Below are 21,139 nucleotides of genomic sequence, written 5' to 3' on the forward strand. Positions count from 1 at the left end.
ACTGCTCTCTTGCCTGCGCCCAGTATAGCAGAGGCGGCAGCGCAATTCCCGTCTCATATGTGTCTGAACCTGCACAGCGACAAGATTCAGTTTCTGGACAACAACCCGGGTGCCAACCGGATTGACACCCTGGCCGAGTTTCAGGCGGCACTGGATTCAAGTATGGCTGCTGGCCATCTAACCTTGGCGTCACGGGGCTTAGACGGCGCCTCCAAGGAATTCGTGAATGTGCAGTTGGGCCAGTCCGGGCAGGGGCAGGGACCGGCCTCCGGCCGGCACGAGTTGCAGGTTTATCTGAATGCGGCCATTGCCTCGACGCTTTACGACGCCGCCACGGGCCAGTTCAACGACGCGGAAGCATTCGTAGAGGCGCTGGGCGGCGCGGATGCCTTCTTGTTCGGCTGAATGCACACGGCAAACCGGATGAACCCCCTCGCATTCGGCAATGCCCTGCTCTGCGTCCTGTGCCTGCTTGCGGTTGCGGCAGGCGCGGCCCGCGCGCAACCGGCGGCGGATTGGGCAAGCCAGATTTGTCCCGCGGGAGCAACGGGGGACTGCTACGTCAGGCTGGACCATCCGGAAAATTGTTATTTCTGGTGGCCTGGGCCCAGGCTCGAAACGAAAAGCGCGACGAGGAGCTGGAGCGGGGCGTGTGAAGACGGCCTGGCACAGGGCGAGGGAACCTTAACCTCGGATAGGCAAGGCAGGTTGGCCAAAGTCATAGGCTCTGTAGAAAAAGGCAGGCCGCATGGCTCGTGGGTTGGGCTGTGGTCGAATGGAACGATTCGGGAAGGCCCCTATCGGGATGGCAAGAAACATGGCCCGTGGATTGAGCGGTTGCCGGGCGGGACTGTGGCGGAAGGCCCGTATCGGGATGGCAAGAAACACGGGCCGTGGGTTTGGCGGCGGCCGGATGGGAATGTGGTGGGAGGCCCGTATCGGGGTGGCCGGAAACACGGGCCGTGGGTTGAGCAATTGCCTGATGGCACTGTGGTGGAAGGCCCGTATCGGGATGGCCAGAAACACGGCCTGTGGATTGAGAAGTTGCCGAGCGGGACTGTGGTGGAAGGCCCGTATCGGGATGGCCAGAAGCATGGTCTGTGGGTTGAGCGGAGTTCCAGTGGGGCTGTGAAGGAGGGGCCCTACCAGGAAGGCAAGAGGCACGGGCCGTGGGTTTGGCGGCTTTCGGATGGGACCGTGTATGAAACCAAGTATAGGAACGGGGAGCCAGTGCGGTAAGGCGGGAGTGAACGGCTACAGGCACAGCGGGCGCCAGGACCACTGGCGGCGGTTTTCAGGGGGCGCACCGGGAACCGCCTGGACAACATAACGGCGTAGCCAAACATGAGGCAAGAACGCGCCATGAAATTCCTTTGGCTCGGCAATGCCCTGGCCTGCGTCCCGTGCCTGCTTGCGGTTGCGGCAGGCGCGGCCCGCGCGCAACCGGCGGCGGATTGGGCAAGCCAGATTTGTCCCGCGGGAGCAACGGGGGATTGCTACGTCAAGCTGGACCATCCGGCAGGCTGTTATTTCTGGTCGGCCGGGTTGCCGCGCAAAGAGAAAGAACCGGCGCGGGCCTGGAGCGGGGCGTGCGAAGACGAGCTGGCGCAGGGCGAGGGGACGTTGGCCTTGGGGGGGCAACATGAGCTGGCCCTGGGCATAGGCGCTATGGAAAAAGGCAAGCGACGGGGCGCGTGGGTAGTGCGGAGTAAGGACGGGAGCGTGCAGGAAGTCCATTATCGGGACGGCAAGAGGCACGGCCCATGGATCAAGCGGCAGGCGAACGGGGGCGTGGAGAGAGGCGACTATAGCGACGGCAAGAAGCATGGCTTTTGGGTTGAGCGGGGGCCGGAGGGGACAGTAGAGAAAGGCCCTTATCAGGACGGCCAGAGACATGGCCGGTGGACTGAATGGCGGTCGAATGGGTTTGCCAGTAAGTCCGGCGCCTATCAAGACGGCAAGAAGCACGGCACATGGGTTGTGCGGTGGCCGACGAGAATTGTGGAGAAAGGCCCCTACTATGACGACAAAAAATACGGTTGGTGGATTACGCGGTTGCGGAGCACAATTGTGATGGAAGGCCCTTATTGGGAAGACGTACGGCATGGCTCGTGGTTTGCGCGGTGGCGGGATGGGGCTATGCACAATCTCAACTATCGGAACGGCAAGAAGCACGGCCCTTGGGTTGAACTGTCGCCGTACGGGTTTGAGGTGGCAGGGCCTTATCGGGATGGGAAAAAACACGGCTCGTGGGTTGAACGGGGGTGGGGGCTTATGATGGAAGGCGCCTATCGCGAGGGCAAAAGACATGGCCCATGGATTGAGCGGTGGCCGGGTGGGAGTGTAGAGGAGGGCCCTTACCGGGACGGCAAAAGACATGGCCTATGGGCGGTGCGGTTGCCGGATGGGACAGTGCATGAATCCAAGTATCGGGACGGGGCGCCAGTCAAGCGATGATGGAAGCGCACCGTTTCGGACGCAATGCTCGCCGGGGCCGCATGAAATTCCTTCGGTTCGGCAATGCCCTGGGCTGCGTCCTGTGCCTGTTTGCGGTTGCGGCAGGCGCGGCCCGCGCGCAACCGGCGGCGGATTGGGCAAGCCGGATTTGTTCCGCGGGAGCAACGGGAGATTGCTACGTCAGGCTGGATCATCCGGCAGGCTGTTATTTCTGGTCGGCTGGGTTGCCGCGCAAAGAGAAAGAACCGGCGCGGGCCTGGAGCGGGGCGTGTGAAGACGAGCTGGCGCAGGGCGAGGGGACATTGGCCTTGGGGGGGCAACATGAGCTGACCCTGGGCATAGGCGCCATGGAAAAAGGCAAGCGGCAGGGCGCGTGGGTGGTGCGGAGTAAGGATGGGAGCGTACAGGAAGTCCATTATCGGGCCGGCAAGAAGCACGGCCCATGGATCAAGCGGCAGGCAAACTGGGGCGTGGAGAAAGGCGACTATAGCGACGGCAAGAAGCATGGCTTTTGGGTTGAGCAGGGGCCGGAGGGGACAGTAGAAGAAGGCCCTTATCAGGACGGCAAGAGACATGGCCCGTGGATTGAGCGTCAGTCCAGCGGACTGGTGAAGGAAGGCGCCTATCGCGACGGCAAGAAACATGGTTCGTGGGTTGCGCGGTGGCCGAGTAGGCGTGACGACGAACTTGATGATATGGCTCTGATGTCCCTACAGGGACTAGTTGACTTTATGGGTATGGGGCGAAATGCTAGTAGGGATTTCATAAGGGCGCATACGCATATTGGCATTAAGATGGAGGGCCCTTACCGGGACGGCAAAAGACATGGCCGGTGGGTTAAGCGTTTGCCGAATGGACATGTGGAGGAAGAAGGCCCCTACCGGGACGATAAAAGACACGGCCCGTGGATTGAGCAGGGGCCAGGCGGGCTTACGATGAAGGGCCCCTATCGGGACGGCAAAAGACACGGCCCGTGGATTGAGCAGGGGCCAGGCGGGCTTATGATGAAGGGCCCCTACCGGGACGGCAAAAGACACGGCCCGTGGGTTGAGCGGTGGCCGGGCGGCAGTGTGGAGGAAGGCGCCTACCAGGATGGCAAGAGACAGGGCCCATGGGCGGTGCGGTTGCCGGGCGGGACTGTGCATGAAGTCAATTATCGGGACGGGGAGCCAGCGAGGTAGGGGGAGAGGAAACAAGGTGCGTCCCTCGAACGCCGCCTGCCGCTCCTGGCAAATCTGGCGCCTTCAAGCAGACCCGGACGAACGCGACCGGCCTGAAGCGCCCCGCCGAGACCCATATATGCCCTTGTAGGCGCGGAAGGAATCTTCTATCTTATCGCTACACTCCTTTTGCCTTGCGCGCGTCTCTGCGTCCGCGCGGGGGTGCCGAATGAGCGAGCAGGCGACAGAGAAACCGACCCTCATGACGACGGCAGAGGACCGCTGGCCGCAACTCCTGCGCGAATTGTGGATGTGGGCGGTCTGGATCGCGGCCCTGTTTCTGCTGATCTCGTTGCTCAGCTTCCATCCTGCCGATCCGGGCTGGTCTCATGTGGGCGCCGGCCAGCCGTTGCACAATGTCGCCGGGCGGGCGGGGGCCTGGCTGGCCGATATGTCGCTCTACCTGCTGGGTTATCCCGGTTACCTGCTGCCTATCGTCTTGTTTGGGGTGGGGGTCTGGCTGGCCAGACACCGCTTTCCCCCGGCGCCCTGGAGCCTGGGCATGCGCCTGTTGGGATTGCTGTTTGCGTTCGCGGGCGCCTGTACGCTGGGAGAACTTTATTTCCTGAAGGGCGCGCAGTTGCCTGGGCATGTCGCAGGCGGCGGCGGCCTCCTCGGCGAGGGCCTGCAAGCCGTGTTGTCGAAACCTTTCGGCACGCTGGGCCTGACCCTGTTGCTGCTGGGGCTGCTGGGGGTGGGAATCAGCCTGTTCAGCGGCCTGTCCTGGTTGCGTCTGTCCGAAACCGTGGGCGTACTGACCTTGCGCCTGTGCGACACGGTGGGAGCATGGGCCTGGTACCTGGGAGAGAAGGCGGCGCGAGCGGCCGCTCCCCGGGCGGCCCGGCTGCGCGCCAGGCTGCGCGCGAAATTGGCTGCGCCTGAGGCTGCGTTGCCGCCGGAGGACGGGGCCGGGCCGTCGTCAGAACTCACGCGGCCGCCGGGAGACGAGACCGTGCCGCTGTCCAGAGACGCGGCGCCGCCGGGAGACGACACCACGCTGCTGCCCAGGGACACGGCGCCGCCGGGAGACGAGGCCGCGCCGCCGTACAGGGACACGGCGCCGCCGGGAGACGAGCTCGCGCCATCGCCGGAGAGCGCGCGGCCGCCAGCGGATGAGAACGTGCCGCCGCCCGAGGTTGCCGCGCCCCCTGAGCACGCGGACGCGCCGCCGCCGGGGGCCGGACTGCCGTCGGCAGGCGCGACCGCGCCGCCGCCGACCGCCCCGGCGCCGGCCGCGGCAAAGGCAGCGGCGACGCCAGCGCCGCCCGCGCTGCCCGGGCTGGAATTGTTGGAGGCGCCCGCGCTCTCGGCAGCGCATTCCTCACAGCAGGACCTGGAGTCCTTCTCCAGGCGCATCGAAGAACGATTGCGCGAATTCGGGGTGCAGGCGGAGGTGGTGGCGGTGCGGCCCGGGCCGGTGATCACCCGCTTCGAATTGCAGCCGGCGCCGGGGATCAAGGGCAGCCGCATCAGCGGTCTGGCGCGCGACCTTGCCCGGTCGCTCTCCGTGGTCAGCGTACGCGTGGTCGAGGTGATCCCCGGCAAGTCGGTGCTGGGCCTTGAGTTGCCCAACGAACAGCGGGAGACGGTGCGCTTGCGCGAGATCCTGGACTCCGAAGAGTGCCGGTACGGCGACAGCCGGCTGCCCCTGGCCCTGGGCAAGGATATAGGCGGCCGGCCAATGATGGCCGCCCTGGAACGCATGCCGCACCTGCTGGTGGCCGGCACGACCGGTTCGGGCAAGTCCGTGGCCTTGAACGCCATGATCCTGAGCCTCTTGTACAGTGCCGGGCCGCGGGAACTGCGGCTGATCCTGATCGATCCCAAGATGCTGGAACTATCCGTTTACCAGGGCGTCCCGCACCTGCTTGCCCCGGTGGTAACGGATATGAAACAGGCGGGCAACGCCCTGCGCTGGTGCGTGGCGGAGATGGAGCGCCGCTACCGCCTGCTGGCGGCCATGGGGGTGCGCGGCATCGCTGGATATAACCAGCGCCTGGAGCAAGCGGCAGAGCAGGGCAAGACGCTGCGCGACCCCATGTGGCAGGGGGAGGGGGAGGCGCCGGCGGCGGAGCAACTGCCTTATATCGTGGTGGTGATTGACGAGCTTGCCGATATGATGATGATCACCGGCAGAAAGGTGGAGGAGTGGATCGCCCGCCTGGCGCAGAAGGCGCGCGCCGCCGGCATTCACCTGATCCTGGCCACGCAACGCCCGTCGGTGGACGTGATTACCGGACTCATCAAGGCGAATATCCCGGCGCGCATCGCCTTTCAGGTCTCTTCCCGCATTGATTCCCGCACCATATTGGACCAATCCGGCGCCGACAACCTCCTGGGGCACGGCGATATGCTGTTCCTGCTGCCGGGCGAATCGCTGCCGAGACGGGTGCACGGCGCCTTTGTAAGCGACCAGGAGGTACACCGGGTGGCGGATTTTCTGCGCGCCGCCGGCGCCCCGGAGTACCGCGGGGAAGTGCTGACGATGCCGGAAGAGAGGGAGACCGGGGAGGCGGAGGCGGAGGACCCCGACGAGGAGGATTCGCTGTACGAGGATGCCGTAGCGGTAGTGTTGGAAAGCCGCCGCGCCTCGATCTCTTATGTACAGCGGCGGCTGAAGATCGGTTACAACCGGGCGGCCCGGCTGGTGGAAAAGATGGAGCAACGCGGCATAGTGGGCTCGCAAGAGCCGGGGGGCAACCGCGAGGTCCTGGCTGCCGCGCCCGAGGAGTCGTGAGGTGTCTGCTGCAATTTCTGGCGCAATCCCTGGCGGGGCGCGGACTGCCTGTTTGTTGCCTGGCCGGCTGTCTGATCGGCGGGCCGCAAGCCCTGGCCGCCGCCGGGGGCGATACGGCGCCATTGCGCGACTGGCTGCGCGGCCTGACCGTCATGCAGGCGGATTTCCGCCAGGTAGTGACGGACGAATCCGGCAAGGTGCTGGAGCGCACGGAAGGCAGGATGGCCTTGCATCGCCCCGGCCGCTTCCGCTGGGAGTCTTTGCGCCCCTACCCGCAGTTGCTGGTAGTGGACGGAAAACAGGTCTGGCATTACGACCCGGAGCTGGAGCAGGTGATCGTCCGGGACGCGGGGAGTACGTTGCGCCATACGCCGGCGGCCTTGTTGCTGGGGGAAGAGCGACCGGAGCGCTTGTTTGCGATTCGCGCCCTGGGCGAAGAGACCGGCTTGCGGCGCTGGGAACTGCGGCCGCGAGAAGGGGAGGAGACGACCGGCCTGCACCTGCTGCGCGTCGCCCTGGAGCGGCAGAACTTGGCCTGGATGGAATGGACCGACGCCCTCGGGAACAAGACGCGCTTCGAATTCTTGCGCCAGCGCCGGCGCTTGCCGCCGCAGGCGGAGCGGGAACTGTTTTCTTTCGTGCCGCCGCCCGGGGTGGACGTGATCCAGGAACAGGAGAGCCGATGAGCGTCCCCCTGGCCGAGCGGCTGCGCCCTGCCACGCTGGCGGAATTTGCCGGCCAGACGCACTTGGTGGGGAAAGGGGGGCCGCTACAGGAGGCCGCCGCCGGCGCAGGCCTGCATTCGCTGGTTTTTTGGGGGCCGCCGGGCTCGGGCAAGACGACGCTGGCCCGCCTGCTGGCCCGCGCCGGCGGCGCGGAATTTCTTGCCCTGTCGGCGGTGCAGGCCGGGGTGCGCGAGATCCGCCAGGCGGTAGCGGAAGCCCGTGCCCGCCGCGATGCGGGCGGCGGCGATACGGTGCTGTTTTTGGACGAGATCCACCGCTTCAACAAGGCACAGCAGGACTCTTTGCTGCCCTTCGTGGAGGACGGTACGTTGCTGCTGCTCGGCGCGACCACGGAAAACCCCGCCTTCGAGATCATCAATGCCCTGCTGTCGCGGCTGCAAGTGTATATCCTTCATGCCCTGGGAGCGGACGAACTGCGCGGCATCGCCGAACGAGGGGCGCGGGAAATAGGGGCGCGGCTGACGCCGGAGGCCGCCGAGCTGCTGGTCGCCGCTGCCGACGGCGATGCCCGCCGCGCCCTCGGCCTGCTGGAGTTGGCCGCCGGCCTGGCGGCGGGCAAAGAAATCGAGGCGGAATTGCTGCGCCGGGCGGCCGCCGCCGGGCCGCGCCGCTTCGACAAGGGCGGCGACAGCTTTTACGACCAGATCTCCGCTTTGCACAAATCGGTGCGCGGCTCGGCCCCCGATGCCGCCCTGTACTGGTTGGCGCGGATGTTGGACGGCGGCTGCGACCCGCTCTATATCGCCCGCAGAATGGTGCGCGCCGCCTCCGAAGACATAGGCACTGCCGATCCCAGGGCCCTGCGCGTGGCCCTGGATGCCTGGGAGGCGCAGGAGCGTTTGGGTTCGCCGGAGGGCGAATTGGCCATCGCCCAGGCGGTGGTATATCTGGCCTGCGCCCCCAAGAGCGCCGCCGTTTATCGGGGACTGCGCCGGGCCGGCGAAGACGCGCGCCGCCGCGGCTCCCTGGAGGTGCCGGCGCACCTGCGCAATGCCCCCACCGCGCTGGCGCGGCGCCTGGGGCACGGCCGGGACTACCGCTATCCTCACGACGAGCCGGGGGGTTACGCAGCGGGGGAGAGCTATTTGCCTGGCGCCCTGGCCGGGCGGCGCTACTACCTGCCTGGCGATGCCGGCCTGGAGTCGCGGATCGCGGCGCGGCTTGCCGAGTGGCGGCGCCGGGACGCCGCCGCCGCGGCCGGCGGGCAAGAGTAAGCCCATGCTGGATACGCAAGCCCTGCGCGCCCGCCCGGAAGAGTTCGCCAAACTGCTGCAGCGGCGCCGCTTCCGCCTCGACACGGAGACCCTGAGCGCCCTGGACGCAGAGCGCAAGCGGGTGCAGTCCGAAGTCCAGGAGCTGCAACAGCGGCGCAATCGGCTTTCCCGCGAGATCGGCTGGCTCAAGGCGGGCGGCGGCAACATCCGCAAGCCGCGCACGGAGGTGGAAACGGTGGGCGGACGCCTGCGGGAACTGGAGGAAGCCAGGCGGCGCGCCGAGACGCGGTGGCGGGAATGGCTGTTGCAGCTGCCGAATCTGCCCCACGCCTCGGTCCCGGAGGGCGCCGACAGCGCCGCTAATGTAGAACAGCGGAATTGGGGGAAGCCGCCCGAATTCGCTTTTGCGCCGCGCGATCATGTCGCCCTGGGGGAGGCGCTGGGATTGACGGATTTCGATGCCGCCGCCCGCATCGCCGGCGCGCGCTTCGTGGTCCTGCGGGGCGCCGTGGCGCGTCTGCACCGTGCCCTGGGGCAGTTCATGCTGGACTTGCATGTGCGCGAACACGGGTATCAGGAAATAAACGCCCCCTGCCTGGTGGCGGCGCACAGCCTGCAGGGGACGGGGCAGCTGCCGCGTTTCGAGTCCGACCTGTTTCCCGCCGGTCCGGCGCATTACCTGAGTCCGACGGCGGAGGTGCCGGTCACCAACCTGGTGCGGGAGAGTATCCTGGATGCCGAAGAATTGCCGTGCAAGTATGTCTGCCACAGCCCCTGTTTCCGCAGCGAGGCCGGCAGTTACGGCAAAGATACCCGCGGCATGATCCGCCAGCACCAATTCGAGAAAGTGGAACTGGTGCAGATCGTCCGTCCAGAAGACTCCTATGCCGCCCTGGAGGAACTGACCGGCCACGCCGAGGCGGTGCTGCAACGCCTGGAACTGCCCTACCGGGTCGTGTCCCTGTGCGGCGGGGACCTTGGCTTTGCCGCCGCCAAGACTTACGATCTGGAGGTCTGGCTGCCGGGGCAGCAGCGCTACCGGGAGATCTCCTCGTGCAGCAATTGCGAGGCATTCCAGGCGCGGCGGATGCGGGCCCGCTGGCGCAACCCGGAGAAGGGCAAGCCGGAACCGGTGCACACGCTGAACGGCTCGGGGGTGGCCGTGGGGCGCGCCCTGGTGGCGGTGCTGGAAAACGGCCAGGAGGAGGACGGCGGCATCCGGTTGCCGGAGGCGTTGCGCCCTTATCTGGACGGGTGGGAGCGAATCCCGCCGCCGACGGCGAGCCGGCAGAAAAATAAAGGCAGAAAAAAGGAGAAATAGGAACTCTAACTATGCGAATTACCGTCCCTTGCGAGAAAGCCGGCGCGGAGCGGCGCGTAGCCCTGGTGCCGGAAGTAGTGCAGCGCCTGCGCTCTCAGGGCCTGGAGTTGCGGGTGCAGACCGATGCCGGTTCCTGCGCGGAATACACGGACGAGGATTACCGCCAGGCCGGGGCGACGGTGGTCGAAAAAGACGGGGTATATGAGGGCGCGGACTTGGTGCTGCGGGTGTCTCCGCCGACGCCGGAAGATCTGCGCTTGCAGCCGGAGGGCAGCGCGCTGGCCGGCTTCTTGAATCCCTACCGCGGCAAGGAGGCGCTGGCCGGCCTGGCCGAGCGCCGCCTGAGCGCCTTCGCCATGGAGACGGTGCCGCGCAGCTCGCGGGCCCAGGCCATGGATGCCCTGTCTTCCCAGCGTTCCGTGGCCGGCTACCGCGCCGTGGTGGCGGCGGCCGCCGCCTACGGCCGCTTTTTCCCCATGCTCACCGGGCCCACCGGCACCGTGCGCCCGGCGGCGGTGCTGGTGCTGGGCGCCGGGGTGGCCGGCTTGCAGGCCATCGCCACGGCGCGCCGCCTGGGGGCGGTGGTGGAGGTGTCGGACATACGCCCGGCGGCGCGGGAACAGGTGGAATCTCTGGGCGGGCGCTTTCTGTCGGCCGACATCAAGGCGGAGGCGGAGGGCGGCTACGCGCGCGAATTGACGGCGGAAGAGCGCCGGGCGCAGGGCGAATTGCTGGCGCAACACGTGGCCCGCGCCGGCGTTTTGATCGCCACGGCCGAGGTGCCGGGGCGGCCCGCCCCGCGCATCGTCAGCGCCGCCATGGTAGAAAAAATGCGGGCGGGTACGCTGGTGCTGGATTTGGCCGCGGCCAGCGGCGGCAACTGCGAGCTGACCCGCCCCGGCGAACGCTACCGCCATAACGGGGTCGAGATCTGGGGGCCGCTGAACATGGCGGCGGAGATGGCCCCGCAGGCCAGCGACCTGTATGCCCGCAACCTGGAGCGCCTGTTGCAGCTGCTGGTGCGGGACGGGCGCCTGGCCCCGGACTGGGAGGACGAGATCGTGGCCGCCGCCTGCATCGCCAGGGACGGCGAGCTGCGCCTGCCGGAGATGGGGCAAAACACGCCAAAAACCGCGGAGAGAGAGGAGAAAGATTCATGAGCGAGGGATTTGTCGCCCTGTATATCTTCATGCTGGCCGCCTTTACCGGCTACGAGGTGATTGGCCGGGTGCCGGCGGTGCTGCACACGCCGCTGATGTCGGGCTCCAACTTCGTGCACGGCATCGTCCTGGTGGGGGCGATGTTCGCGCTGGCCGGCGCCGAGGGGGCGCTGGGACTGACCATCGGCTTCCTCGGCGTCCTGCTGGGGGCGGGCAATGCCGTGGGCGGCTACGTGGTCACCGAGCGAATGCTGCGGATGTTCCGCAGCCGCAAGCAACGGCAGGAGGAGGGCCAGACATGAACCCGGCCATGCAGGCCCTGCACGCAATAGAAGAACAGACGCACGGCGTTGCCATGAGCGGCGCCGGCGGGGTGGTGTTGCAAGCCCTGTACCTGGTGGCCGCCGTCTCCTTCATTGTCGGTCTGCGGCAAATGAGTTCCCCGGTCACCGCCCGTCGGGGCATCGTCTGGGCCGGGATTGGGATGGTACTGGCCTTTCTCGCCACTCTGGCCTGGTTGGCGCCGGCGCGGCTGGCCCTGATGTCGGCCGCCCTCCTGCTGGGCGGCGGCGCGGCCTGGTATGCGGCGCGGCGGGTGCCGATGACCGCCATGCCGCAGATGATCGCCATCTACAACGGCATGGGCGGCGGCGCCGCGGCCTGCATCGCCGTGCTGGAGATGTCCGGGCCCGGCGGCGCGGCGGCCCTGCCGTTCACCGTGCTGTGCCTGGCGTTGCTGGGGGCGTTGATCGGCATGGTTTCCTTCTCCGGGTCGCTGCTCGCCTGCGCCAAGCTGCACGGTTGGCTGAGCCGTCCCTGGGTGTTCCCCGGCCAGCAGTGGCTTAACTTTGCCGTGCTGGGCGGCGCCGTCCTGCTGGGGCTGTGGCTGTTGCTGGCGGCGGGGGAGGCGGGCGGCGGCTGGCTGCTGCTGTATTTCTGCCTGCTGGCCCTGGCCTACGGCGTGCTGATGACGCTGCCGATCGGGGGCGCCGACATGCCGGTGGTGCTGTCCCTGTTCAATGCCCTGACCGGCCTGGCGGTGGGCTTCGAGGGCTTTGTCCTGGACAATGCGGCGATGATCGTCGCCGGCACGGTGGTGGGGGCGGCCGGCACCCTGCTGACCCAGTTGATGGCCAAGGCGATGAACCGCTCCCTGGTCAGCGTCCTGTTCTCCGCCTTTGGCGCCGAGACGGCGGCGGGCGCCGGCGCCGCCGGCGAGATGCGCGAGACCACGGCGACGGATGTCGCGGTGTTGCTGGCCTTTGCCGACAACGCGATCATCGTGCCGGGCTACGGGATGGCGGTGGCCCAGGCGCAGCACCGCTTGCGGGAACTGGCCGACCTGCTGGAAAAGCGCGGGGTGCGGGTGCGTTTCGCCATTCACCCCGTGGCCGGGCGGATGCCCGGGCACATGAACGTGCTGCTGGCCGAGGCGGGCGTCTCCTACGACCTGCTCAGCGACCTGGACGAGATCAACGCCGACTTCCCCAATGCCGAGGTGGCCTTGGTGATCGGCGCCAACGACGTGGTCAACCCGGCGGCCCGCGAGGACCGCGGCAGCCCGATCTACGGCATGCCGATCCTGGACGCCGACCGGGCGCGCAACTGCATCGTGATCAAGCGCGGCCGCGGACGGGGTTTCTCCGGCATCGAGAACGCCCTGTTCTACGCCGACAACACCCGCATGCTGTACGGCGACGGCCAGAAGGCCGTGGCCGCCCTGGTCCAGGAGGTCAAAGCGCTGGAGTAGAGGAAGGCCCTTTGACCATTAAAAACAACCCCGAACAGTCGGTGAGATTACTGGCTCGAATAGTCGAGATGTAAGCATATGAAGAAAACAGACTGGGATTCTTATTACAACAAACCTTATAAAACGGCCTCGGTTACGAGGAAAATTACAGGAAACAAGGTTGTCGCTTTAATGAAAAGCGCCGCTCCTGCAGATACCGGCCAATTGCGAATCGTTGAACTTGGCGGCGCAAATAGTTGCTTCTATGAATTAATTAAAGAAAAGATCTGCCCGTTACACTATAAAATTGTTGATAATAACAATGTCGGGCTGCAAAAGTTTATCGAACGCATAGGGTTGGATTCGTCCACCAGTCTGGAATGTGTGGATATTCTCGAAATGCAAAATGAATCAACCGCGGAAAAACCATTTCAGATTGCCTTTAGCGTAGGCCTGATCGAACATTTTTCGGTGGAAGAAACAGCAAAGGCAATACGGGCTCATTTTCGGTTCCTGGAAAGAGGCGGCATTTGCCTTATTACGTTTCCGACGCCTACTTGGTTATACAAAATCTCTAGAAGAGTTTCCGAAATGCTTAGAATGTGGATTTTTTGGGACGAGCGTCCCTTACGCTTTGCAGAAGTGGAACAGGAAGTCGTGAAGTATGGAGCTATTCTTCATAAATCAATAACTTGGCCAATATTTTTTACGCAAGGTGTTATTGTTGCAAAGAAAAAGTAAGAGTAGAACCTAACACAGGGCCGAGGCTTGGAATTACGGCACAACGTTTGCATTGCCGCCAACAGCGGAGAAGCAACATGGCAACAATTATTTACCGCTTCATAAACGAAGCTGACGGATGCTCGGACATATGGGAAATCGTGATCAAGCGCGGCCGCGGACGGGGTTTCTCCGGCATCGAGAACGCCCTGTTCTACGCCGACAACACCCGCATGCTGTACGGCGACGGCCAGAAGGCCGTGGCCGCCCTGGTCCAGGAAGTGAAAGCACTGGGGTAGGGGAGGACCCTTTGCCTATAAATTTTTCCACCAACCTGGAATATTTGGATATTCCAATCCCTGTCATGCGCGTCCGGCACCCACCCCTTATCCCCGCGACCGCAAGGGATCGGCGGTAAATGCCGCCTCGGGAACGACTGCGCCGCGCCAACATCCTTAATCGTTGGTGGCTTTCCGAGGGCGAGTTGTCAAAGATCGTCGAACATAACCCCAGTCTGCGCGGGATGCTTTTCGGTTACGTCAGCGAATTCAAAGTGCGCAAACTCTGGTTTGAGGGGGCAAAATTTTCGGAGATAAAAAAATATGACGATCATGATCGTTCCAAGAAGGGCGACCTTTCCTTTATCTACAAAGGAGCTGAGATTCGAGTCGAAGTCAAGGGGCTTCAGACAAAAACGGTAAAGAAGACTGGCGACGACGAATGGGAGGGTACGTTCCAATGTGACGCCAGCGACCGGAGAAAAGTGACGCTCCCCAATGGCGTGTCGTTGGCAACGACATGCCTGCAAGTCGGCGAGTTCGATCTTCTGGCCGTCTCTCTGTTCCAGTTTGGCGACCAATGGAGGTTCGCATTTGCCGGCAACAGCGCCCTGCCCAGGTCGCAATACCGCTCATACGATCCCGTGAAGGTGCAGCCTTACCTGCTGAAGTCCAATATGAAGATCACCTGGCCGCTTTCGCCCCCTTACCGAGACGAGCCTTTTGCATTGCTGGACGAGATTGCGGCCGAAAAGTAATCCGCTTGCGGGAAATGCCGTTCTTGACCAATACGAGAAAATAAGAATGCTTCTTGCGGGCGTGATTCTGCGTTAACAATCTGCTGACGGCAGGGGCATTCGGGCGCACGACGACGAACAGATCTTTGCAATAAAAGCTCAAGTCCGCCGCGTAATTGATAATATCTACATGCGTTAGGCGCTGGGTGTTCGCGCATACTTGATCCTGACATTTCACGACGAGAATGCCTTTGTCCCGCAAAACCCGGTGCGCTTCCGCAAGCGCATCGAAGTACATCGCCAGTACTGCATCGTGCCAGCGTGGGCCATCGCCCTGCGCTTCCTTACCCTGCGAATAGTAATTTCGGAATGTATTGTGCGTCCCGCTCCCGGCCTTTTCGCCTCGGCCCGTATTCCTGTAGAACCCTTCCATGTAGGGAGGGTCAAGGATTACGGCGCCCAACGAGCGGTCGTCATAGGGAAGCGCGCGGCAATCCGTACCGGTCTCGATATCCGATGGATGCAAGTCATAGAGCCCCTGAGGAACGTTCCTCCAGAATACGCCTTTCCCGTAGGTCACGTCCGCAATCGTGGTCCCTTCGGGAATATGGAGCTTCAGGATCTCGGGGAACACGTCGGCGTTGGTGCCGACATACGCGGATACGACGAGATCGGAGGTGGTGCGGCCATTGGGAGGTTTCCGCGATATACCGCGTTTCCCGGACCGGCGGATGGACGAATCATCGGTCGCGCCCTCAAACAGCCCCAAGTTCGTTGCCGTTCGGTGAACGTTCATCGGCTCGCCTTCATGGGGGCGCAGGCCAAAGCCGGAGCACCATCGCCGCTAGGAACCCGTCAGGCTGGATGCGGGCGAAATACGCAAATGTTCGCACCCGTTATGCTGCAGGGCGTCCCTCCAAGCGGGGCCAGTAGGGGAGCGCCTCACAAGGCACCTCCAGGTGTGCAATCCGCCTACCTGCCCCTAGCCACCGTTTTATATCAGTCGCTGGAGGAGGAGATGCCCAGCAGATGCAGCAGGCTGAGGAACAGGTTGTAGATGGCAACGTACAGGGTGACCGTCGCCATCACGTAGTTGGTCTCGCTGCCGTGCACCATCTTGCTGGTCTGATACAGGATCAGGCCGGACATCAGCAGTATGAACATGCTGGATACGGCCAGCGACAGCCCCGGGACCGGCAGGAAGAAGCTGGCAAGAGAGGCCAGAAAGGCCACCAGAATGCCGGTCATCAGGAATCCGCCCAGGAAGCTGAAGTCCTTGCGGCTGGCCAGCGCATACCCGGACAGGCCCAGGAATATGGCCGCCGTGCCGCCCATGGCCATCACCACCAGCGTGGGGCCGTTGCCCACATAGTGTTGGTAGAAATTCAGGATCGGTCCCAAGGTCAGGCCCATGAAGCCGGTCAGGGCGAATACCCAGAACAGGCCCCAGCCGCTGTTGCGATGGGACGAGGCCAGCATCAGGAACAGAAAGTAGCCGCCCAGCGTCAACAGCGGGTTCATGCCCCGAAAGCCCAGGAACATGGCCGCCCCGGCCGTAAAAGCGCTGAACAGCAGCGTCGCAGACAACAGCAGATAGGTGTTGCGAATCAGCTTGTTCGTCTGCAAGACGGGAACTTGGGTCGCTGAAGGAGAGAAGTAGTAGTCTCGGTTCATGGCGTCGCTATCCTCCGTTGTGAGCCGCGTAAGCGGTGTCCATGCCGGGTATTCTATCAGGAATTTTCTTTTTGCAACCCCCTCCGCGCTTTTTGCGCGGGTTCCCCCCGGCTGGGGGAGGAGATTCCGGGGGCGGCTGTCCCTGGTCGCGCCCCCCGAGAGGATGGGGGGGTGTTATGATTCGCGGGGATGGGAGAGGTGGCTGAGTGGTCGAAGGCGGCGGTCTTGAAAACCGTTGACCGTTTGCGCGGTCCGGGGGTTCGAATCCCTCCCTCTCCGTTTTCCCGCCGGGCGGACGGGGTGGCGGGGAGAGGGCAGGGGGGCGGCCGCAGGGCTACGGGGGCAAGAAAACGCTTGGTACCGGAAAGAGGTTTCGAGAAATATGCTGCTGTACGATTTTAAGTTGGCGCCCGGGCCGCGGCGGGTGCGCTTCTTCGCCGCGGAGAAGGGGCTGGAGCTCCCCTCCGTGCAGGTGAATCTGCGGGCCCGGGAGCAGTTTACGCCGGAATTTCAGGCGAAAAACCCCGCCTGTACCCTGCCTGTGCTGGAGCTGGCAGAGGGGCAATACATCTGGGGCGTAGATGCGATTTGCCGCTATCTGGAGGAATTACACCCGACGCCGCCGCTGTTGGGCGCCGACGCGCTGGATCGGGCGCGGGTGACGATGTGGAACGAACGGGTTATGCAGGAGGGATACGCCGCGGCAGGGGAGACCGTGCGCAATTCCAGCCCGCTGTTCCGCGACCGGGGTTTGTCCGGTACTGCGGGAGGCTTCGCCCAGATCCCCGCCCTCGTCGAACGGGGACGCAAACGGTTGGAGCGCTTTGTGGAAATGCTGGACGAACGCCTGGGGGAGAGCCCCCATGTCGCCGGCGACGGCTTCAGCATGGCCGACATCGCCGCCGTGGTGGCCCTGGATTTCGCGCGGCGGGCGGAATTCCAGCCTCCGGAGCGACTCTCTCGCTTGCAAAGCTGGTACCGAAAGGTCTGCGCCCGCCCGGCCGCCGCCGCTTGAGGAGGGCTTGAGGAGGCCGGCAACTCCTACCGTAGAGGGAGGGCTGCGCCGTTCCGGGGTCCATCCCCAGCTGGCGCTACTTCACGAGTTCCCAGTCCGCGGTCTGCGCCTCTTTGACAAAGGCGAAGCGGTGCTTTTTCCTGCCTTCATGCACGAAGCAGTTCAGCCGCAACGGGTAATACACCTCGTTCCTGGCCGAAAAATCAATCTCATCGCTTTTGAACTCGAGAGGGCGCTCGCCGCCAGCCAAACCGGGCAGGTCGCCGCTCTTCTGCAGGTCCATGCACACGTTCATCATGGCCTCTAACTCGGCCCCGTAAGGGCTTTGCTCGAATTGCATCGCGGTTGCGGCGAGGCCGCCGCAACCGGCAAGACCCGGGAGCGCAACCAAGCCCAGAATCAAACCGTACAGCGTGCCCGTCCCTTTGTTTTTTGCGTTTTTCATTCCTTGCACCTCCCAGTTCTACAGCCAGTTCTACAGCGATTCGCCATCTCAAGTTCAAGTATAGCGCCGTCACTCAAAGTTTAACAAGCAATGCATGGCTCGCGATGGCCCGGTGCGGTTTCGGACGAATAGGCCGCTTACCTTCGGGATAATAGTTATGGGCGGCGCGGGGACGGTCCAGGCATGACCGGATGACGCAGTCCATACCCGCCACCCATCGCTTTGGCCCCCAATCGCATAGCAGTTGCATATATTTATTCATTTAATATCATGGGATTAAATTACTTATCTATATAAAGTATAGAAAATAACCCTACAGCGCTCTCATGACACCCGGTCGGATTCGCTATACTGCAAGCCCAGGTGCCGAACAACACGGTTGCGGGGTTGGCGAATACGGAAAAAGGAGTGGCCACAGGGCAAAAAAGCGTTGGGAATGCCCCCGCCTTCGATGGCCGCGCCTTCCTGCGCACGGTGACGACCCGGCCGGGGGTGTACCGCATCCTGGACGCGGCCGAGCAGGCGCTTTACGTGGGCAAGGCCGCCAACCTGCGCAACCGCTTGCGCAGCTACTGCGGGGGCGGCAACCAGGCCCTCAAGATCCGCCGCATTATGGCGCAGGCGCACTCTATCAAGGTGACGGTGACCGCCAGCGAGAGGGAGGCGCTGGTGCTGGAAAGCAGCCTGATCAAGAACCTGCGCCCCCGCTACAACGTGCTGTTCCGCGACGATAAGAGTTACCCCTATCTGCGCCTGGACGACAGCCACGACTTCCCGCGCCTGCATTTCTATCGCGGCTCGCGCCGGGAGCGGGGGCGCTACTTCGGGCCCTATCCCGACCCGCGCGCGGTGCGCGGCACCCTGAGTCTGTTGCAAAAACTATTTCGCATCCGCGACTGCGACGACCGCTCCTTTCGCGGCCGCCGCCGTCCCTGCCTGCAATACCAGCTGCAGCGCTGCACGGCGCCCTGCGTGGGCTATATCGGCCGCGAGGAATACCTGCAGGATGTGCACAGGTCGGCCCTGCTGCTAGAGGGCCGCGACCGGGAGCTGATGGAGGGGCTGCTGGAGCCAATGCGCCAAGCGGCGGAGCGTCTCGATTTCGAGCGTGCCGCCCGCTACCGGGACCAGGTCGCTAAATTGCGCGCCGTGCAGGCGCGGCACCGGCCCAGCGACCCCGGCGCCGTTCTGGACGCCATCGCCTGCCGGATCGAGGCGGATCGGGCCTGCGTACAGGTTTTTCCCGTGCGCGGCGGGACGCCTCGCAGCAGCCGGGCCTTTTTCCCGAGCAGGCAGGCGGGGGCAGGGCCGGGAGAAGTCCTGAGCGCCTTCCTGTCTCAATACTACCTGGCCGATGGCGGCGGGGCGCCTCTGCCGGCCGAGATACTGCTCAACCATCTGCCGGACGATTGCCGCCTGTTGGAGTCCGTCCTGGCGGAGCGGGCAGGGAGGCCGGTGACGATTCGCTGCCGTCCCCGGGGCGAGCGGGGCCGGTGGCTGTCGCTGGCCGGGGAAAACGCCCGCTTGGCTCTGGCGGAGCGGGAGGCGGCGCGAGGAGAGGGCGGCCCATTACGGGAATTGGGGCGCCTCCTCGAACGCCGTAAGCCATTGTGCCGCATCGAGGGATTCGATATCAGCCACACTCGCGGGGAGGCGGCCACCGCTTCCTGCGTAGTCTTCGATGCCGGCGGCGCGCGGCGCGGCGAGTACCGGCGTTTCAATATCCGCGGCATCCGTCCCGGCGACGATTGCGCCGCCATCGGCCAGGCAGTCACACGGCACTACCGGCGGCGCGCGCAGGAGGCGGCGCCGTTGCCGGACCTGTTGCTCATTGACGGCGGCCGGGCGCAGGCGGCGCAGGCAGTCAGGACGTTGCGGGAATTGCAGTTGGCGAGCGAGATCGAGGTGCTGGGCATCCGCAAAGGGGAAGGGCGCCGTCCGTCGGAGGACCGGCTGGTCCGCGCCGACGGACGCTGCCTGCGGCTCGCCGCCGCTTCGCCAGCCCTGCGCTTGTTGCAGCGGGTCCGGGACGAGGCGCACCGTTTTGCCAGCGCCGGCCACCGCCGCCGCCGTGCCCGGCAGCGGCTGGATTCGCCGCTGACGGACCTGCCCGGGATTGGCCAAGTGCGCCGACGCAGCCTGTTGCTGCATTTCGGCGGCGCTCAGGGCGTGCGCGCCGCCGGCACCGAAGAACTGGCCCGGGTGCCGGGAATCGGCAAGCGGCTGGCCCGGCATATCCACGGTCTGCTGCACGAAGAGCCTTGATCGGGGGAATCCCAACCCGGAGAATCACGATCCGATGCTGCAACTGCCCAACATCCTGACTCTGCTCCGCATTCTGCTGATACCGGTATTCGTGCTGCTGTTCCTGACCGGGCGCCACCTGGAAGCGGCGTTGGTATTTGGCGCCGCCTCCCTGACAGACGCCCTGGACGGTTATCTGGCGCGCCTTTTGAAGCAGGAATCGCCGTTGGGGAGCTTCCTCGACCCGGTGGCGGACAAACTGATGGTGGCTACTGCCCTGGTGTTGGTGTTGCAGCACACCCCGACTGTTTGGCTGGCCCTGCCGGTGGCTGTGATTGTCAGCCGCGAAATCGCGGTGTCAGCCCTTCGGGAATGGATGGCGGAGTTGGGCGCCCGTCGAAAAATACGTGTTTCTGTGTATGGAAAATACAAAACTATCAGTCAGATGGTAGCAATATTTCTTTTAGTGTATAAGGATTATTGGTCCTGGTGGCTGGGATTGGGCTTACTGTATCTGGCTACCGCGCTGACTTTGGTCTCCATGTTTTTCTACCTGCACGCAGCCTGGCCCGAATTGGTACGTGCCCGTCGGCACGGCGGCAGCGACAACAATTGACAGGCACGGCCGAAGGGTGACAAGATCGAGACCACGGTCACGGCCATGCGGGAATAGCTCAGTGGTAGAGCACAACCTTGCCAAGGTTGGGGTCGCGAGTTCGAATCTCGTTTCCCGCTCCAGGTTCTCGGCTCCTGAGGACTGTGCCGCGCACCCTCCCTTGAAACGATATCCGGGACGGCGCCCCCATGGCTGGGTGGCAGAGTGGTTATGCAGCGGCCTGCAAAGCCGTGTACGCCGGTTCGATTCCGACCCCAGCCTCTCTATAATCCGCGGGTGTCTGGAAGATGCCGGCGGCTGTTCGCGCCGCCATTAACAGGCACCCCAATCCGCGGAGCAGGTCCCCTGGCGGAACGGCAGACGCAGCAGACTTAAAATCTGCTCTCCTATGGGAGGTCCGGGTTCGAGTCCCGGGGGGACCACCATCTTTGTAAGAACTTCCCCGTTCTGTGCGGTGGGAAAACCTGGCCCCTGCCTGCTTCGAGGCAGGGGCCAGGTTTCGGTATCGCCTGCCTGCGATACAGACAGTTTAGAGCATAATTTTTTTCTTTGCAAATAAAGACTTTATTTTGATATATAAAAGTTAAAATTGAGTTAACAAACCACCTGTTTGACCGTATGGTCACAGATGGGCCTATCCGTTATTTAACATAATATATATTATGCGACGATGATATTGCGGCGGCACATCCTCTAAAAGGGCGCCGGAGAACGCCTTGGCCGCATCGGCAGCAACGATGCATCATGGCTCTTGCTCAGACATACGCATCACTCCCCCCTTTACACCTGAGGGGGAGTCGCAGCAGCCAAGCCGCCAGGCGCCGGC

The 21,139-nt window shown here is 64.1% G+C and carries 18 protein-coding genes, 4 tRNA genes and 1 pseudogene; 20 read left to right on the forward strand and 3 right to left on the reverse strand.

Annotated elements, in window-relative coordinates; genetic code table 11:
• Positions 1-57 precede the first annotated feature (57 nt).
• From OXU43_00760 to OXU43_00820, 13 genes and pseudogenes are all read left to right on the forward strand, one after another.
• Complete coding sequence (locus OXU43_00760; protein ID MDD9823710.1) at positions 58-405, forward strand: hypothetical protein; 348 nt, start codon at positions 58-60, stop codon at positions 403-405.
• 939 nt (positions 406-1,344) lie between these two features.
• Positions 1,345-2,457, forward strand: a complete 1,113-nt coding sequence (locus OXU43_00765; protein MDD9823711.1) for a hypothetical protein — start codon at positions 1,345-1,347, stop codon at positions 2,455-2,457.
• 41 nt (positions 2,458-2,498) lie between these two features.
• Complete coding sequence (locus OXU43_00770; GenBank protein MDD9823712.1) at positions 2,499-3,638, forward strand: hypothetical protein; 1,140 nt, start codon at positions 2,499-2,501, stop codon at positions 3,636-3,638.
• A gap of 208 nt (positions 3,639-3,846) precedes the next feature.
• Positions 3,847-6,414: a DNA translocase FtsK 4TM domain-containing protein gene (locus tag OXU43_00775; protein ID MDD9823713.1), complete on the forward strand. Its 2,568-nt coding sequence runs from the start codon at positions 3,847-3,849 to the stop codon at positions 6,412-6,414.
• Positions 6,411-7,100 carry an outer membrane lipoprotein chaperone LolA gene (lolA, locus tag OXU43_00780; protein MDD9823714.1) on the forward strand — a complete coding sequence of 230 codons (690 nt, stop codon included), beginning with the start codon at positions 6,411-6,413 and terminating at the stop codon, positions 7,098-7,100. Before OXU43_00775 ends, lolA begins: the two co-directional genes overlap by 4 nt.
• On the forward strand, positions 7,097-8,374 hold the full coding sequence (locus tag OXU43_00785; protein MDD9823715.1) for a replication-associated recombination protein A: 1,278 nt from the start codon (positions 7,097-7,099) through the stop codon (positions 8,372-8,374). The genes lolA and OXU43_00785 overlap by 4 nt, the downstream gene beginning before the upstream one ends.
• Positions 8,375-8,378: 4 nt before the next feature.
• Positions 8,379-9,695: a serine--tRNA ligase gene (gene serS, locus OXU43_00790; protein MDD9823716.1), complete on the forward strand. Its 1,317-nt coding sequence runs from the start codon at positions 8,379-8,381 to the stop codon at positions 9,693-9,695.
• Positions 9,696-9,706: 11 nt separating this feature from the next.
• On the forward strand, positions 9,707-10,855 hold the full coding sequence (locus tag OXU43_00795; protein ID MDD9823717.1) for an NAD(P) transhydrogenase subunit alpha: 1,149 nt from the start codon (positions 9,707-9,709) through the stop codon (positions 10,853-10,855).
• Positions 10,852-11,157, forward strand: a complete 306-nt coding sequence (locus OXU43_00800; protein MDD9823718.1) for an NAD(P) transhydrogenase subunit alpha — start codon at positions 10,852-10,854, stop codon at positions 11,155-11,157. The genes OXU43_00795 and OXU43_00800 overlap by 4 nt, the downstream gene beginning before the upstream one ends.
• 53 nt (positions 11,158-11,210) lie before the next feature.
• Complete coding sequence (locus OXU43_00805; protein MDD9823719.1) at positions 11,211-12,605, forward strand: NAD(P)(+) transhydrogenase (Re/Si-specific) subunit beta; 1,395 nt, start codon at positions 11,211-11,213, stop codon at positions 12,603-12,605.
• 78 nt (positions 12,606-12,683) lie between these two features.
• The gene (locus OXU43_00810; protein ID MDD9823720.1) at positions 12,684-13,325 is read left to right on the forward strand and encodes a class I SAM-dependent methyltransferase; all 642 of its coding nucleotides are present in this window, start codon (positions 12,684-12,686) and stop codon (positions 13,323-13,325) included.
• Positions 13,326-13,450: 125 nt separating this feature from the next.
• Positions 13,451-13,603: pseudogene (locus OXU43_00815) on the forward strand (NAD(P)(+) transhydrogenase (Re/Si-specific) subunit beta).
• A 119-nt stretch (positions 13,604-13,722) separates the two neighbouring features.
• The gene (locus OXU43_00820) at positions 13,723-14,340 is read left to right on the forward strand and encodes a restriction endonuclease (protein ID MDD9823721.1); all 618 of its coding nucleotides are present in this window, start codon (positions 13,723-13,725) and stop codon (positions 14,338-14,340) included.
• On the opposite strand, the gene OXU43_00825 is transcribed toward OXU43_00820, so the two are convergent.
• Complete coding sequence (locus OXU43_00825) at positions 14,267-15,115, reverse strand: DNA methyltransferase (GenBank protein ID MDD9823722.1); 849 nt, start codon at positions 15,113-15,115, stop codon at positions 14,267-14,269. The two genes, OXU43_00820 and OXU43_00825, sit on opposite strands and share 74 nt — an antisense overlap.
• A gap of 203 nt (positions 15,116-15,318) precedes the next feature.
• Entirely contained in the window at positions 15,319-15,993 is a 675-nt protein-coding gene (locus OXU43_00830; GenBank protein MDD9823723.1) for a Bax inhibitor-1/YccA family protein, read from the reverse strand.
• A 192-nt stretch (positions 15,994-16,185) separates the two neighbouring features.
• Between OXU43_00830 and OXU43_00835 the strand changes: the two genes are divergently transcribed.
• Together OXU43_00835 and OXU43_00840 are read left to right on the forward strand one after the other, a co-directional pair.
• Positions 16,186-16,272: transfer RNA gene (locus OXU43_00835), tRNA-Ser, on the forward strand.
• 103 nt (positions 16,273-16,375) lie between these two features.
• Positions 16,376-17,008 (forward strand): glutathione S-transferase family protein, encoded by a 633-nt coding sequence (locus OXU43_00840; GenBank protein ID MDD9823724.1) that lies wholly within the window; start codon positions 16,376-16,378, stop codon positions 17,006-17,008.
• 76 nt (positions 17,009-17,084) lie between these two features.
• On the opposite strand, the gene OXU43_00845 is transcribed toward OXU43_00840, so the two are convergent.
• Positions 17,085-17,453 (reverse strand): hypothetical protein, encoded by a 369-nt coding sequence (locus OXU43_00845; protein ID MDD9823725.1) that lies wholly within the window; start codon positions 17,451-17,453, stop codon positions 17,085-17,087.
• A gap of 408 nt (positions 17,454-17,861) precedes the next feature.
• Here OXU43_00845 and uvrC point away from each other — a divergent pair, with 408 nt between their 5' ends.
• The 5 genes from uvrC (at position 17,862) to OXU43_00870 (ending at position 20,738) form a co-directional block, all read left to right on the forward strand.
• Positions 17,862-19,718, forward strand: a complete 1,857-nt coding sequence (uvrC, locus tag OXU43_00850) for an excinuclease ABC subunit UvrC (protein MDD9823726.1) — start codon at positions 17,862-17,864, stop codon at positions 19,716-19,718.
• 37 nt (positions 19,719-19,755) lie between these two features.
• A complete protein-coding gene (gene pgsA / locus OXU43_00855; GenBank protein MDD9823727.1) occupies positions 19,756-20,313 on the forward strand; it encodes a CDP-diacylglycerol--glycerol-3-phosphate 3-phosphatidyltransferase in 558 nt (185 codons plus the stop codon).
• Between the two features lie 47 nt (positions 20,314-20,360).
• Positions 20,361-20,435: transfer RNA gene (locus OXU43_00860), tRNA-Gly, on the forward strand.
• Positions 20,436-20,503: 68 nt separating this feature from the next.
• A tRNA-Cys gene (locus OXU43_00865) sits at positions 20,504-20,574 on the forward strand.
• Between the two features lie 78 nt (positions 20,575-20,652).
• Positions 20,653-20,738 (forward strand) — tRNA-Leu (locus tag OXU43_00870).
• Positions 20,739-21,139: the final 401 nt, after the last annotated feature.

Source organism: Gammaproteobacteria bacterium (genome assembly GCA_028817255.1).
Classification (GTDB): domain Bacteria; phylum Pseudomonadota; class Gammaproteobacteria; order Porifericomitales; family Porifericomitaceae; genus Porifericomes; species Porifericomes azotivorans.